Annotated in this window: 14 protein-coding genes; 8 read left to right on the top strand and 6 right to left on the bottom strand. The window is 73.0% G+C overall.

The genetic code is table 11. The features are described from left to right. Window positions 1-90: 90 nt before the first annotated feature. The 4 genes from ACIPM1_RS26340 to ACIPM1_RS26325 form a co-directional block, all read right to left on the bottom strand. Window positions 91-1638, bottom strand: coding sequence for a hypothetical protein (locus ACIPM1_RS26340; protein ID WP_402438779.1), 1548 nt, complete (start codon window positions 1636-1638; stop codon window positions 91-93). After that, window positions 1620-2360 (bottom strand): ATP-binding cassette domain-containing protein, encoded by a 741-nt coding sequence (locus tag ACIPM1_RS26335; RefSeq protein ID WP_356191322.1) that lies wholly within the window; start codon window positions 2358-2360, stop codon window positions 1620-1622. The genes ACIPM1_RS26340 and ACIPM1_RS26335 overlap by 19 nt, the downstream gene beginning before the upstream one ends. Before the next feature lie 247 nt (window positions 2361-2607). After that, window positions 2608-3987: an aspartate aminotransferase family protein gene (locus ACIPM1_RS26330; protein WP_402438777.1), complete on the bottom strand. Its 1380-nt coding sequence runs from the start codon at window positions 3985-3987 to the stop codon at window positions 2608-2610. Further along, window positions 3972-4487 (bottom strand): Lrp/AsnC family transcriptional regulator, encoded by a 516-nt coding sequence (locus ACIPM1_RS26325; RefSeq protein ID WP_402438776.1) that lies wholly within the window; start codon window positions 4485-4487, stop codon window positions 3972-3974. Before ACIPM1_RS26325 ends, ACIPM1_RS26330 begins: the two co-directional genes overlap by 16 nt. A 206-nt stretch (window positions 4488-4693) precedes the next feature. Between ACIPM1_RS26325 and ACIPM1_RS26320 the strand changes: the two genes are divergently transcribed. The 8 genes from ACIPM1_RS26320 (at window position 4694) to ACIPM1_RS26285 (ending at window position 11502) form a co-directional block, all read left to right on the top strand. Further along, window positions 4694-6133, top strand: a complete 1440-nt coding sequence (locus tag ACIPM1_RS26320; protein WP_402438774.1) for a gamma-aminobutyraldehyde dehydrogenase — start codon at window positions 4694-4696, stop codon at window positions 6131-6133. Window positions 6134-6397: 264 nt separating this feature from the next. After that, on the top strand, window positions 6398-8062 hold the full coding sequence (locus ACIPM1_RS26315; protein ID WP_402438773.1) for an ATP-binding protein: 1665 nt from the start codon (window positions 6398-6400) through the stop codon (window positions 8060-8062). Window positions 8063-8095: 33 nt separating this feature from the next. After that, window positions 8096-8491, top strand: coding sequence for a roadblock/LC7 domain-containing protein (locus ACIPM1_RS26310; RefSeq protein ID WP_356191224.1), 396 nt, complete (start codon window positions 8096-8098; stop codon window positions 8489-8491). Window positions 8492-8494: 3 nt separating this feature from the next. Further along, window positions 8495-8887 carry a DUF742 domain-containing protein gene (locus ACIPM1_RS26305; protein ID WP_356191227.1) on the top strand — a complete coding sequence of 131 codons (393 nt, stop codon included), beginning with the start codon at window positions 8495-8497 and terminating at the stop codon, window positions 8885-8887. Beyond that, window positions 8865-9536, top strand: coding sequence for a GTP-binding protein (locus tag ACIPM1_RS26300; protein ID WP_402438770.1), 672 nt, complete (start codon window positions 8865-8867; stop codon window positions 9534-9536). The genes ACIPM1_RS26305 and ACIPM1_RS26300 overlap by 23 nt, the downstream gene beginning before the upstream one ends. Beyond that, a complete protein-coding gene (locus ACIPM1_RS26295; RefSeq protein WP_402438769.1) occupies window positions 9451-10062 on the top strand; it encodes a GAF domain-containing protein in 612 nt (203 codons plus the stop codon). Before ACIPM1_RS26300 ends, ACIPM1_RS26295 begins: the two co-directional genes overlap by 86 nt. Before the next feature lie 312 nt (window positions 10063-10374). Then, window positions 10375-10941, top strand: coding sequence for an HXXEE domain-containing protein (locus tag ACIPM1_RS26290; protein ID WP_402438767.1), 567 nt, complete (start codon window positions 10375-10377; stop codon window positions 10939-10941). A 30-nt stretch (window positions 10942-10971) separates the two neighbouring features. Next, entirely contained in the window at window positions 10972-11502 is a 531-nt protein-coding gene (locus ACIPM1_RS26285) for a hypothetical protein (RefSeq protein ID WP_402438766.1), read from the top strand. A gap of 141 nt (window positions 11503-11643) precedes the next feature. On the opposite strand, the gene ACIPM1_RS26280 is transcribed toward ACIPM1_RS26285, so the two are convergent. Next, window positions 11644-12348: a glycerophosphodiester phosphodiesterase gene (locus tag ACIPM1_RS26280; RefSeq protein ID WP_402438764.1), complete on the bottom strand. Its 705-nt coding sequence runs from the start codon at window positions 12346-12348 to the stop codon at window positions 11644-11646. A gap of 36 nt (window positions 12349-12384) precedes the next feature. Continuing rightward, window positions 12385-13488, bottom strand: coding sequence for an adenosine deaminase (locus ACIPM1_RS26275; RefSeq protein WP_402438894.1), 1104 nt, complete (start codon window positions 13486-13488; stop codon window positions 12385-12387). Between the last annotated feature and the right edge of the window lie 207 nt (window positions 13489-13695).

Raw genomic sequence — 13695 nt, 5'->3', positions numbered from 1 at the left:
CGACTCTTCTCGCGCCGCGTCTCCGAACCGTCTCCGGACCATCTCCGTGCCGCCGCCGACCGTTCGCCGCGTGCCGCCCTCCGCGACGGCTCAGGGGGCCAGCGGCAGGGCGGCGAGGTCGGCGACGGCCAGGGTCAGCGGGCCGAACAAACCCAGCAGGGCGGCGGCGCGCAGGGCGGCGGCCGCGCGCAGGGTCGTGGCGGGCGCGCCGAGCCGCAGCAGCGCGGCTGTGGTGCCGGCGCGGGCCTGCCGCGCCTCGACGGCCGCGATCAGCAGGGTGGCCACCGAGCAGCCCGTCACGAGCAGCGTGCCGAGCAGGGTGAGCGGTCCGAAGGCCGGTGCGCCTTCGCGGTACAGCACGATCATGGCGTACGTTCCCGAGGCCACCGCGCAGACGACGCCCAGTGGGCGGCCGATGCGGCCCGCCTCCTCCATCAGGACCCGGCCGGCCAGCAGGCGCACGGCACCGGGACGCACCGCCTGGAGCAGCCGCCCGATCAGATGGGTCAGGCCGGGGCCCGCCAGGGCGAGGCCCAGGGCGGTCAGCAGCCAGCCGACGAGGGTGGGCGCGGTGCCCGCGACGAGACCGCCGGGCAGGGTGGGCCCCGAAGCGGCCGGCCCGTCGCCGGGCCGCGCGGGGCCGGACAGGGGGACGAACCGGTTCGCGTACGCCTCCACGGCCAGGCCGGCCGCGAGGACGGCGATGCCCCAGGGGAGGCCGGCGGGGGGCCGGCGCGGGGCCGGGGGGCGGTGCGGGTCCGGGTCGTCGTGCTCCGCATCGGCGAGCGCGCCGGCCCGGTCGTCCGCCGCCGCGGGGGAGCCGTCGGCCGTGGGGGAGCCCTCCGCGGCGGTGGGCAGGCCGGCCGCACGGCCCTCGGCCGCCGGAGCGCCCACCGCCGCGACGACCCGCGCCGCCTTGCCCGTACGACCGTCCGTGGACGGCGCGGAGGGGGTGGAGGGCGCGGCCGGGTCGGCGCTCGTCGCGGCTCCGGACGCGCCCGTGCCACCCCTCAGCCGGGACCCGAACCGTCCGTAGGCCCCGAACGTCTCCCGCGCCCCCGCCCGCCCGTACGCCCCGAACCGGCCGAACCCACGGGCCGCGCCCCGTGCCCCGGCCGCCCGCCCGCGCTCGCGCGGCCGCAGCACCAGGGCCGCCGCCACCGACGCGAGGGCGGGAACGAGCATCAGCAGGGTGAGCACGGCCGGCACCGGCAGCGGCTGGTGCGCGGCGAGAACCTCCTGGACCGCGCCGTGGAAGGGCAGCGTGGTGAGGTCGCCGCGCAGGAGCACGAAGGCGAGCAGCGCGAGCAGCGAGCCGAGCGTGCAGGACAGGGCCGTCGTGACCGCCGAGACGGCCATCAGACGGCCGGGGCCGAGTCCGAGCGCGGACAGGCCGGGGCGGGGCCGGGTGCCCGGGTCGGTGCGGGCGACCGCCACCGCGAGGTGGACCGTGGCGGCCAGCGGCACCGCGCACCAGGACAGCCGCAGCGCGGCGGCGGCGGAGTGCTCGGGCCGGCCGAGCGCGTAGCCGAGGGTGCACAGCAGGAGGAAGCCCGTGCCCGCAGACGCCGCCGCGACCGTCAGACGGCGCAGCTGGACGGCCGGGCGGGCGGCGCGGGTCAGACGGAGAGCGAGCACGCCGCCCTGCCCTCCGTCTCGCCGACGGGGGGCAGGTGCACGGTCCGCACGCGCCGCCCGTCGAGCAGCGCCACCGTGCGGTCGGCGAGGGCCGCGGTCTCCGTGTCGTGGGTGGCGAGCACGACCGTGATGCCGTGCGAGCGGGCCGCCGTGGTGAGCGTGCGCAGCACGTGGGCGCGGTCCGCCCGGTGCAGCGGCGCGGTGGGCTCGTCGGCGAACAGCACCGTCGGAGCGGGCGCGAGCGCGCGGGCGATGCACACGCGCTGCCGCTCGGCCTGGCGCAGCTGGTGCGGGCGCCGGCGCGTGAGCTCCCCGACGTCGAGGCGCTCCAGCCACTCCAGGGCGGCCGTCTTGGCGCGACGCCGGCTGGTGCCGCGCAGCATCAGGGGCAGCGCCGTGTTCTCCCAGACGTTCAGCTCCGGGACGAGCACGGGGGACGGGTCGATCCAGCCGAACCGGTCGCGGCGCATCCGCTCCCGGCTCAGCGGGCCCATGGTGTGCACGGGCGTGCTGTTGAACCAGACCTCGCCGCGCTGCGCGGGCACCAGCCCCGACAGGCAGCGCAGCAGGGTCGTCTTGCCGCTGCCGTTCGGGCCGCTCACGGCGAGGATCTCGCCCTGACGGACGCCGAGCGAGACACCGCTGAGCGCGGGCGAGCCGTCGTCGTGGGTGAAGTGCAGGGCGCGTGCCCAGAGCACGTCGTTGTCCGGCGGGGCCACCACCATGGCGTACACCTCGGTTCACATCGGAAATGCCGTGCGGGATCCGCGATTCCCCCGTCCGGGGGAACGAAGGCGAAGCCGGTCGGTCACTGGCACGCTAGGCAGCCGAGGGCGGGAGGCCGGACAGCACGCGGCCCCGGGCCGCCGTTTCTCACTCGAACGGGCGGCACCGGGGCCGTAGATGATCATCTGATCGGAGGTATGTGCCTCGCGTGATCGCGGGGTGGGGCGGTGGGCCCGCCCCGCGTCACACCTTGGTCCAGGCCTCCGTCAGCGTGGCGCGCAGGATCTGCTCGATCTCGTCGAAGGTCTCCTGGTTGGAGATCAGCGGGGGGGCGAGCTGGACGACCGGGTCGCCGCGGTCGTCGGCACGGCAGTACAGGCCGTTGTCGAACAGTGCCTTGGAGAGGAAGCCGTAGAGGACGCGCTCGGTCTCCTCCTCGGTGAAGGACTCCTTGGTGTCCTTGTCCTTCACCAGTTCGATGCCGTAGAAGAAGCCGTTGCCGCGGACGTCGCCGACGATCGGCAGGTCGTGCAGCTTCTCCAGGGTCGAGCGGAACGCGGCCTCGTTGTCCAGCACGTGCTGGTTCAGGCCCTCGCGCTCGAACAGGTCGAGGTTGGCCAGGCCCACCGCGGCGGAGACCGGGTGGCCGCCGAAGGTGTAGCCGTGCAGGAAGGTGTTGTCGCCCTTGTAGAACGGCTCGGCGAGGCGGTCGGAGACGATGCACGCGCCGATCGGGGAGTAGCCCGAGGTCATGCCCTTGGCGCAGGTGATCATGTCCGGGACGTAGCCGAACTTGTCGCAGGCGAACATCGTGCCGAGCCGGCCGAAGGCGCAGATGACCTCGTCCGACACCAGCAGCACGTCGTACTTGTCGCAGATCTCGCGGACCCGCTGGAAGTAGCCGGGCGGCGGCGGGAAGCAGCCGCCGGCGTTCTGCACCGGCTCCAGGAAGACCGCGGCGACCGTGTCCGGGCCCTCGAAGAGGATCTGCTGCTCTATCTGGTCGGCGGCCCAGCGGCCGAAGGCCTCCGGGTCGTCGCCGAAGATCGGCGCGCGGTAGATGTTGGTGTTCGGGACCTTGTGCGCGCCCGGCACCAGCGGCTCGAAGGGGGCCTTCAGGCCCGGCAGGCCGGTGATGGACAGCGCGCCCTGCGGGGTGCCGTGGTAGGCGACCGCGCGGGAGATCACCTTGTACTTGGTGGGCTTGCCGGTGAGCTTGAAGTACTGCTTGGCGAGCTTCCAGGCGGTCTCCACCGCCTCGCCGCCGCCGGTGGTGAAGAAGACCTTGTTCAGGTCGCCCGGCGCGTGGTGCGCGAGACGCTCGGCCAGTTCCACGGCTTTGGGGTGGGCGTAGGACCACACCGGGAAGAACGCCAGCTCCTGCGCCTGCTTGAAGGCGGTCTCGGCCAGCTCCGTGCGGCCGTGCCCGGCCTGGACCACGAACAGACCCGCGAGACCGTCCAGGTAGCGCTTGCCCTTGTCGTCGTAGATGTGCGTGCCCTCGCCGCGCACGATCGTCGGCACGGGGGAGTTCTCGTACGAGGACATGCGGGTGAAGTGCATCCACAGGTGGTCGTACGCGGTTCGGCTGAGGTCCTGGCTCACGGTTATCGGGTTCCCCACATGTAGGTCTGCTTCTTGAGCTTGAGGTAGACGAAGCTCTCGGTGGAGCGCACACCGGGCATGGTCCGGATGCGTTTGTTGATGACGTCCAGCAGGTGGTCGTCGTCCTCGCAGACGATCTCCGCGAGGATGTCGAACGAGCCCGCGGTCATCACCACGTACTCGACTTCCGACATGTCGGTCAGCGCGTCCGCGACGGCCTCCACGTCGCCCTGGACGTTGACCCCGACCATCGCCTGCCGGCGGAAGCCCACGGTGAGCGGGTCCGTGACGGCGACGATCTGCATCACGCCCTGGTCGAGCAGCTTCTGGACGCGCTGGCGCACGGCCGCCTCGGACAGGCCGACGGCCTTGCCGATCGCGGCGTACGGCCGGCGGCCGTCCTCCTGGAGCTGCTCGATGATGGCGAGGGAGACGGCGTCCAGGTGGGGGTTGCCGTTCCTGGACTCGCGGAGGTCCCTCTGGTCTGCGCTTCGACTGGCCACGACCTCACTGTGCACGACGTCTCGACACTTCCGCAAGGCCGCACCGATGAAATTCGTTGTTTACGAGACTGAGACCTGCGGATTTCGCAGCAGCGACGGGATCGGGGGTGTTGAAAACGTCGGCCTCCCCGCTAGGGTGGGCATGTCTCAGTGCGTGGACACCCCCCAGAGCCCGCCCCGAGACCTTCGTAAGCAGCCAAGACCTGACAGGAGGGCCGGCAGTGAGCACCGAGCTGCGTCGTCTGCGCAACTACATCGACGGTGAGTTCCGGGACGCCGCCGACGGACGGACCACCGAGGTGGTCAACCCCGCGACGGGCGAGGCGTACGCGAGCGCGCCGCTGTCCGGGCAGGCGGACGTGGACGCCGCCATGGCGGCCGCCGCCGCGGCCTTCCCGGCCTGGCGCGACACCACTCCCGCCGAGCGCCAGAAGGCCCTTCTGAAGATCGCGGACGCCTTCGAGGAGCGCGCCGAGGAGCTCATCGCGGCCGAGGTGGAGAACACCGGCAAGCCGATCGGGCTGACGCGGGACGAGGAGATCCCGCCGATGGTCGACCAGATCCGCTTCTTCGCGGGCGCGGCGCGCATGCTCGAGGGCCGCTCGGCCGGGGAGTACATGGAGGGGCTGACCTCCATCGTCCGCCGTGAGCCGGTCGGCGTCTGCGCCCAGGTCGCGCCGTGGAACTACCCGATGATGATGGCCGTGTGGAAGTTCGCCCCGGCGATCGCCGCGGGCAACACGGTCGTCCTGAAGCCGTCGGACACCACCCCGGCCTCCACGGTGCTGATCGCCGACATCATCGGCTCGATCCTGCCCAAGGGCGTCTTCAACGTCATCTGCGGCGACCGCGACACCGGCCGACTGATGGTCGAGCACCCGACCCCGGCGATGGCGTCCATCACCGGCTCCGTGCGCGCCGGCATGTCGGTCGCCGAGTCCGCCTCCAAGGACCTCAAGCGCGTCCACCTGGAACTGGGCGGCAAGGCCCCGGTCGTGGTGTTCGAGGACACCGACATCCCCAAGGCCGTCGAGGACATCTCGGTCGCGGGCTTCTTCAACGCCGGCCAGGACTGCACGGCGGCCACCCGCGTGCTCGTCCACGAGTCCATCCACGACGAGTTCGTCTCCGCGCTGGCCAAGGCCGCGGCCGAGACGAAGACGGGGCAGCCGGACGACGAGGACGTCCTCTTCGGCCCGCTCAACAACCCCAACCAGCTCAAGCAGGTCGCGGGCTTCATCGAGCGCCTCCCCGCGCACGCCAAGGTCGAGGCCGGCGGCCACCAGGTCGGCGACAAGGGGTACTTCTTCGCCCCTACCGTCGTCTCGGGCCTGAACCAGGACGACGAGATCGTGCAGAAGGAGGTCTTCGGCCCGGTCATCACCGTGCAGTCCTTCACCGACGAGGACCAGGCCGTCGAGTACGCCAACGGCGTCGAGTACGCGCTGGCCTCCTCGGTGTGGACCAAGGACCACGCCCGCGCCATGCGGATGTCCAAGAAGCTCGACTTCGGCTGTGTGTGGATCAACACCCACATCCCGCTGGTCGCCGAGATGCCGCACGGCGGGTTCAAGAAGTCCGGCTACGGCAAGGACCTGTCGGGCTACGGCTTCGAGGACTACACCCGCATCAAGCACGTGATGACGTCGCTGGACGCGTGACCGGCCCGGCGGGCACCGCCCGCCGGACGACCTGGCCCCGGACGGAGGACGGACCGTCCGGGGCCGTGTAGTGTCCCGGGAAACATTGCCCACGAGGTAACTAGTAGTGACGTGGGGGGCGGTTCCCTGTAACGTGCCTCGCACACTTTCGGCCTGCTGGCCGATATGCGACCAGGGACCGTGATGCAGGAACCTTTCACTCTGCCCGCACATGCCCCGCAGGAGGCGGCGGCCGTCGATACTCCGGCATGGCATGTTCCGGACATGAATGCGGCCGGATACGGCAGGGCGCTCACCCGCCCTCTGGTGCTGCTGGCGACGCTGCCCGCCGGGCTGGTCGCCGCCACCGGAGCCGTGGGCGCCGCCCTCTTGTACACCGCGGGCGTGGGCCACGTCGACCGGGCCGCCTTCTGGGGGCTGGTCACGGGCACGCTGGTGATCGTGTGCGCGATCCTCCTCGGCGCCGGGCTCTCCGCCGCCGCGAAGGCCCGGACCCTGCAACGCCGTTACGCCGAGGTGAGCGGCTTCGCGGCCCGTGGCCAGGCCGAACTGGCGCGGTTGCGCACGGAACTCCGGCGCGGCCAGGAACTGCTGGAGCGGCGGCGGCTCCAGGGCGCCCCGGTGCCGGACCGGGCGGCGGACGCGCTGGACCGGGCCGGCGAGGCGCTGGACCGGCTCGGCGGAGGGGCGGCGTCCGGACGGGCGCTGGACCCGTTCGCCGAAGAGGCCGCGTCCGGCCCGCGCGCCGCGGAGGCGACCGCGCGGGAAGCGGCACAACGGCCCGACGGCGGCGAGCACTTCGAGGTCTTCGCCAACATGGCCCGCCGGCTGGAGTCGCTGGTGCACCGCGAGATCGGGCTGCTGGACGACCTGGAGAACGAGGTCGAGGACCCGGCCCTGCTCAAGGGGCTGTTCCGGGTCGACCACCTGGCCACCCGCATCCGCCGCTACGCCGAGAACCTGGCCGTGCTCGGCGGGGCCGTCTCCCACCGCCTGTGGACCCAGCCGGTCGGCATGGCCGACGTGATGCGCTCCGCGGCCGCCGAGATCGAGCAGTACGCGCGGGTCAAGATGGTCCCCCCGGTGGAGGGGACGGTGCGCGGGCACGCCGTGGTGGACGTGGTCCACCTGCTGGCCGAACTGGTCGAGAACGCCACGGTGTTCTCCCCTCCCCACACCCAGGTGCTGCTGCGCGCCGAGCGCGTCACCGCCGGGCTCGCGATCGAGGTCGAGGACCGCGGCCTGGGCATGGACTCCGCCGAGCGCCACCGCATGAACTCCCTGCTCGGCTCGCCCGACGCGGTCACGCTCGGCGAACTGCTCACGGACGGCCGGATCGGCCTCTACGTGGTCTCCGCGCTCGCCCGGCGGCACGGCATCGCCGTACGGCTGCAGAACAACGTCTACGGCGGTACCCAGGCGGTCGTCGTGCTGCCGCACGAACTGCTGGGCGGACCGGAGGAGACGCCGGAACCGGAGCGGCAGCCGTCGGAGGCCGGCACCCCGGACCCGCACGGCCCGACGCCCCCACCCGCCCACGGCCGCGCGGCGGACGCGGCGGGCGCGGCGGAGCGGGTACGGGAGACGGTCGCGCTCGCCGCACGGACCTCGTCCTCCGCGGCGCGGGCGGAAACCCCGCGACCCGGCGCCGATCCCGCGGTCCGCGACGGCCATGAGGCCCCCGCGGACTACGGGATGCCCGAGCCGGAGGCCGCACGTCCGTCGCTGCCCAGACGCCGCCGTCAGGAGCACCTCGCCCCCGAACTGCGGCACGCCCCGCCCACCGACGCGGCGGCCGAGGAGGCCGACCACGACCCGGGCCTGATGGCCGCCTTCCGGACCGGCGTCCGCCGGGCCGAGGAAACCGAGCAGGCCGAGGACGCCGGGCCGGCGAAAGCGCCGACGGCAGCCCCGGACCCGGCCGGCTAGCAGTTACACGTCACTGAGGAGAAGTACGCGATCGTGGTGAGCGAAGACCTTTCCTGGCTGTTGACCGGCCTTCTGCAGCGTGTGCCGCACACGCGCAGCGCACTGCTGTTGTCCTCGGACGGCCTGGTGATGGCCCAGGACGGACTGGACAAGGACGCGGCGGACCACCTGGCGGCCCTGTCCAGCGGGCTCTACTCGCTGGCCCGCAGCGCCGGCAAACGCTTCGACGACGGCGGCGACGTACGGCAGATCGTCACCGAACTCAGCAACTCGCTGCTCTTCGTCTCCGCCGCCGGGCAGGGCGCCCTGCTGGCGGTGCTCGCCGGGCACGAGGCGGACGTGGCGGTGCTGGGCTACGAGATGACCATGATGGTCAAGGGCGTCCGCCGTCACCTCGGAGCCTCCCCGCGCCAGTCGGTGGGGCAGTGAGGGATGCCGGACGACCCGGGTGAAGCCCACCGGCCGCTGCTGGACGACGCCGTCGGACGGATGGTCCGGCCGTACACCGTCAGCGAGGGACGCACCCGGCCCACCTGCCACTTCGACCTGATGACCATGGTGGTGGCCACCGGCGCGACGCTCCGCGGCACCCTGGGACTGGATCACGCCCGGGTGCTGGAGCTGTGCCGGGCGCCGGTGGCGGTCGCCGAGATCGCGGGGCGCACCCGGATGCCGGCGACGGTGATCAAAGTGCTGCTGTCCGACCTGGTCGAGCGGGGCGCGGTCGTCGCGCGGCCCTTCAACCTGGCAACCGACGGGTCGACTTCGGCCCCCGATCTGGATCTATTGGAGGCCTTGCGGGATGGGCTCCTCAAACTACTCTGAGGCACCCGGCGCCGACTCCCTTCCGGCGGGGATCAAAATCCTGGTCGCCGGCGGCTTCGGGGTGGGCAAGACCACGTTCGTGGGAGCGGTCAGCGAGATCGAGCCGCTGAACACCGAGGAGCTGCTGACCGAGGTCAGCGCCGCCACGGACCGGCTGGACGGGGTGGAGTCGAAGGCCACCACCACGGTGGCCATGGACTTCGGCCGGATCACCCTCGGCCCCCGGCACGTGCTCTACCTGTTCGGCACGCCCGGTCAGGAGCGCTTCTGGTTCCTGTGGAACGAGCTGTCGGCCGGTGCGCTCGGCGCGGTCGTCCTCGCCGACACCCGCCGTCTGGAGCACTGCTTCCCGGCGGTCGACTTCTTCGAGTCACGGGGCATCCCCTTCGTCGTCGCGGTCAACGAGTTCGACGGGGCGCACCCCTACGAGCCGGAAGAGGTGCGGGCGGCGCTCGACCTCAAGCCCGAGGTGCCGGTGGTGCTGTGCGACGCCCGCCTGTCCAGCTCGGGCATCCGGGTCCTGCTTTCACTCGTGCAGCATCTGATCACTTCAAGGAGTTCCCATGGCATCGAGGGCGCCCCACACCACCTTCGGAGCGGAGACCGGGATCGCCGTGCGTCACCTGCTCCTGCCCCCGCAGGATCCTGAGGCGGCGGCCCGGGCGCGCCGGCTCCGGGAACTGGGCATCGGGGACAGACCGGTCCCGGAGTTCGACGAGTTCGCCCGGGAACTGGCCCGGCGCACCGGGGGGTGCTACGCGGGGGTCAACTTCTTCCTCGACGAGAACCGCCAGTACTTCGCGGGCCTGTACAGCGCGGCCTCGGACACCACCGTCGAGCTGGAGTCCCCGCTGCTGGAGGAGCCCGTGCCGGGCCGGGTGATGCCGCGCGACTTCGACATCGGCTTCTGCCCGCACGTGGTCCGGCGGCGCAAGGCCCTGGTGCTGGACGACGTCCGCGACTTCCCGCGCTTCGCCGGGAACCACGTCGTCGACGCCATCGGGATCCACTCCTACCTGGGCGCCCCGCTGATCGACCACACGGGCATGGTGCTGGGCACGGTCTGCGTGGTCGACCAGGACCCGCGTGCCTGGGGGCAGCAGGGCCTGGAGACCATCAAGTCGATGGCGGCCGAACTCGTGGAGCGCATCGAACGGCCGGGGCAGGGCCGCTGACGGCCGCGGGCGCGCCGTCCGGTGCCCGCGGGCACCCCGCGCCCCGCCACCCGCGCTCCGACGCCTCCGGCCGGGGCCACCCGCACTCCGAGGCGCCCCCGCTGTCGGGGACCCGCCGCGCTCCGAGGCGCCCCTGCCCGTCGGGGACCCGCCCGGGCTACGCGTCGCGGCCACGCGGCGCGCGAGTGCGACCGGCGCACCGGCTGACACCGTGGCCCGGCGCACCGGCCGGCGCCGTGGCCCGGCGCGTTCCCGCGGCCACCGCCGCATTCGGCCCGCCCGAGCCGGCCACCGTCGCTATCCTCGGCCCGTGTGACACACGCATCGAGTGATGAACGACCGGGCCCCGCCGTCACGTTGGGGCTGCTGGCGGCCTGGGCCCTGCACGACGCCGAGGAGTTGGCCCTGCTGCCGGGGTGGCTGCGCCGGAACGTGCCCGTGCTGCGGGAGCGGTTCCCGAGGGTGCCGGACGCGGTGTGGCGGCGGGCCGAGTCGCTCGAGGCGCGCGAATTCACCGTGGCCGTGGGGGTGATGGCCGCGATCGTCGCCGCCGCCTCGGCCGCGGGCCACGCGACCGGCGGGCGTTCGGCCGGCTACCAGGCCGCGCTGAACGGCTTCGGACTGCACGGCCTGGTGCACCTGGCCCAGGCGGCCGCCGTACGCGGCTACACACCGGGGTCGGCGACCTCACCCGTCCTGGTCGTCCCCTTCACCCTCTGGGCCCGCGGCCGACTGCGCCGCGCCGGTGTCCTGCGCCCGACCCGCCCGAGGGACCTGGCCGTCGGCCTGGGCCTGGCGGGCGCGGCCACGGTCGTGTCGCACGCGGTGGCGCGCAGGCTTCCGGACCGTCGGCTCCCGGGCGGGCGGGGAGATTTTTGAACGTGTTCAACCGAGGAGTACGCTCCTGCCATGAGCGACAGAGCCGCCCTCCTCAAGGGCATCCGCGCCTGGCTGGTTCTCTTCGTCGTGTGCCTGGTGCTCAGCGGGGTGACCGCCTTCCCGTTGGTCCACGAACTGCGCGGGTTCGAGAGCCTGTTGCGGTCCATGTCCGCACCGGAGCACCTGCCGGGGCTCATGGAGTGGGTCGAGCGTGTACGGCGCGGACTCGACGCCACCGACGCCGAGTACCCCTTCGTCCTGTACGGCACGGACTGGCTGGCCTTCGCGCACCTCGTCATCGCGGTCGCCTTCTACGGTCCCTACCGTGACCCGGTCCGCAACATCTGGGTCGTCGAGTTCGGGATGATCGCCTGTGCCGGGATCGTCCCGCTCGCACTCATCTGCGGGCCGATTCGCGGCATCCCCGTCTGGTGGTCGGTCGTCGACATGTCGTTCGGGGTCTTCGGGATCGTCCCGCTGCACGTCGTGCGGAAGAAGATCAAGCGGCTGGAGGCGCTGTCCGCCCCTCCGGCGGCCGCCGCTGTCGCCGTCAGCGGTTGAGGGCCGGGTAGGCGAAGCGCCGGGCGACGGCCGCGCACCGACCCCTCACGAAACAGGTGGCGTTGTCGGGGGCCGTCCCCTACAGAATCCCGCCCCTCGCCGTTCCCGTCGCCGTAGTCAGGCCGGTGGCGGGCGCCGCCGCTACCCCCGTTCCCGCCCCGCGTCGCCCTCGCGCAGGGTGCACAGCAGGTCGATGCGGTTCGTCGTGATCGAGTCGACGCCGGCGTCGAGGAGGCGGCGCAGGGAGCGGCGGGTGTCGGGGGTCCAGGCCGAGAGCAGGTAGCCGTCGCGGTGGACCCGGGCCGCGAGGGCCCGGGTCACCAGGGCGAAGCGGTAGTTCAGCCAGCGCGGCCGTACCGCGTCCAGGAGCCCGGCCCGCGGCGGGGCGACGGTCGCCCAGGTGAGGGCGATCTCCGCCGACCGGTCGGCCGCGCGGACCGCGAGCATCGCCTCGGCGCCCGCGCAGTAGTACACCCGGTCTCCCGCTCCGCACGCGCGGACCACCTCGACGATCCGCCGCACCGCCCGCGGGCCCGGCGCGCCGGGCAGGTCGATCATCACGCGGCTGCCGTCCGTCGCGCCGAGCGCGTCCTCCAGCGTCGGTACCCGGGTGGAGGTCAGCCCGCGCACCTCGTCCGCCGACAGCGCCCGCAGCGGCCGGTTGTGCTCCCACAGCCGCTTCAGCGTCTCGTCGTGCAGCAGCACGGGCACGCCGTCCCGGGTGAGCCGTACGTCGATCTCCACCGCGTCCGCGCCCTGGTCGAGCGCGGAACGCAGCGAGTCGATCGTGTTCTCACGGAAGCGGTAGGGGTCGCCGCGGTGGCCCACGGCTGTCACGGTCTGCATGACCCCATTGTGGACAAGGTCAGGCGGCGGCCGGGGTCAGGGCGCGAGCCAGGCCGAGGTGTAGGTGTCGATCTCCTGCTCGATACGGTCCTTGCCGGGCCGGTCGAGGAAGGACGCGCGCACGGCGTTCTTGGCGAGCTCGGCCAGGCCCCGCTCGTCGAGGTCGAGCAGGCGTGCGGCCACCGCGTACTCGTTGTTGAGGTCGGTGCCGAACATCGGCGGGTCGTCGGAATTGACGGTCACCAGCACCCCGGCGCGCGCGAACTCCTTGATCGGGTGCTCGTCGAGGGTGCGGACCGCGCGGGTGGCGATGTTGGAGGTGGGGCACACCTCCAGCGCGATCCCGTGCTCGGCGAGGTGCGCCAGCAGCTCCGGGTCCCGCGCGGAGCTGGTGCCGTGGCCGATGCGTTCGGCGCGCAGCTCGGTGAGGGCGTCCCACACCGTCTCCGGGCCGGTGGTCTCGCCCGCGTGCGGGACGGAGCGCAGTCCGGCGGCGATCGCCCGGTCGAAGTACGGCTTGAACTGCGGCCGCGGTACGCCGATCTCCGGGCCGCCGAGCCCGAAGGAGACCAGCCCCTCGGGGCGCAGCCGGTCGTCGGTGGCGAGCCGGGTGGTCTCCTCGGCCGCGTCCGCGCCGGCCTCGCCCGGGATGTCGAAGCACCAGCGCAGCACGGTCCCCAGCTCGGACTCGGCCGCCTTGCGGGCGTCCTCGATCGCCTCCATGAAGGCCAGCTCGTCGATACCGCGGCGGGTGGACGAGAACGGCGTGATCGTCAGCTCGGCGTAGCGCACCTGCTGGCGGGCCAGCTCGCGGGCCACCTCGTACGTCAGCAGCCGCACGTCCTCCGGGGTGCGGACGAGGTCCACGACGGACAGGTACACCTCGATGAAGTGGGCGAAGTCCGTGAACGTGAAGTAGTCGGCCAGGGCCTCCGGGTCGGTGGGCACCCTGGAGTCGGGGTGGCGGGCGGCCAGCTCGGAGACGATCCGGGGAGAGGCGGAGCCGACGTGGTGGACGTGCAGTTCGGCCTTGGGCAGTCCGGCGATGAAGGCGTGCAGGTCGCGGGGTGCGCGCTGGTCGGTCAAGGGATCCCTCCCCGGGGAAGGCGCCGCGGGCCACCGGGGCGCGGCGCGGGTGATCGGCTGATCAAACGGCACCGCACATCGTAGGCGCCCACCGTCCGGGGAGCGCGGGCCGGTCACCGGGCAGGCGCCGGGTGAGCGATCGACGAGCGATCGGGGATTGACCGGTGAGCGATCGGGTGCGCCCGCGTGCGGCGGGCGGAGCCCTCGGCGGGGGGCTTCGTCCGGGCGCGGGGCCTTCGTCCCGGGGCGGCGCGGCCTGCG

It is taken from the genome of Streptomyces sp. NPDC086766 (assembly GCF_044746005.1).
In the GTDB taxonomy this organism is placed as follows: Bacteria; Actinomycetota; Actinomycetes; order Streptomycetales; family Streptomycetaceae; genus Streptomyces.
Note: the sequence above shows the minus strand (reverse complement) of the source record. Positions and strands in the feature narration are given on the sequence as shown.

Excerpts from the sequence above, each read along its gene's own strand:
- ACIPM1_RS26300 (WP_402438770.1), top strand. The coding sequence starts at position 8,865 with ATGGGCTCCTCAAACTACTCTGAGGCACCCGGCGCCGACTCCCTTCCG.
- ACIPM1_RS26305 (WP_356191227.1), top strand. The coding sequence starts at position 8,495 with ATGCCGGACGACCCGGGTGAAGCCCACCGGCCGCTGCTGGACGACGCC.
- ACIPM1_RS26280 (WP_402438764.1), bottom strand. The coding sequence starts at position 12,348 with ATGCAGACCGTGACAGCCGTGGGCCACCGCGGCGACCCCTACCGCTTC.
- ACIPM1_RS26285 (WP_402438766.1), top strand. The coding sequence starts at position 10,972 with ATGAGCGACAGAGCCGCCCTCCTCAAGGGCATCCGCGCCTGGCTGGTT.
- ACIPM1_RS26295 (WP_402438769.1), top strand. The coding sequence starts at position 9,451 with ATGGCATCGAGGGCGCCCCACACCACCTTCGGAGCGGAGACCGGGATC.
- ACIPM1_RS26315 (WP_402438773.1), top strand. The coding sequence starts at position 6,398 with ATGAATGCGGCCGGATACGGCAGGGCGCTCACCCGCCCTCTGGTGCTG.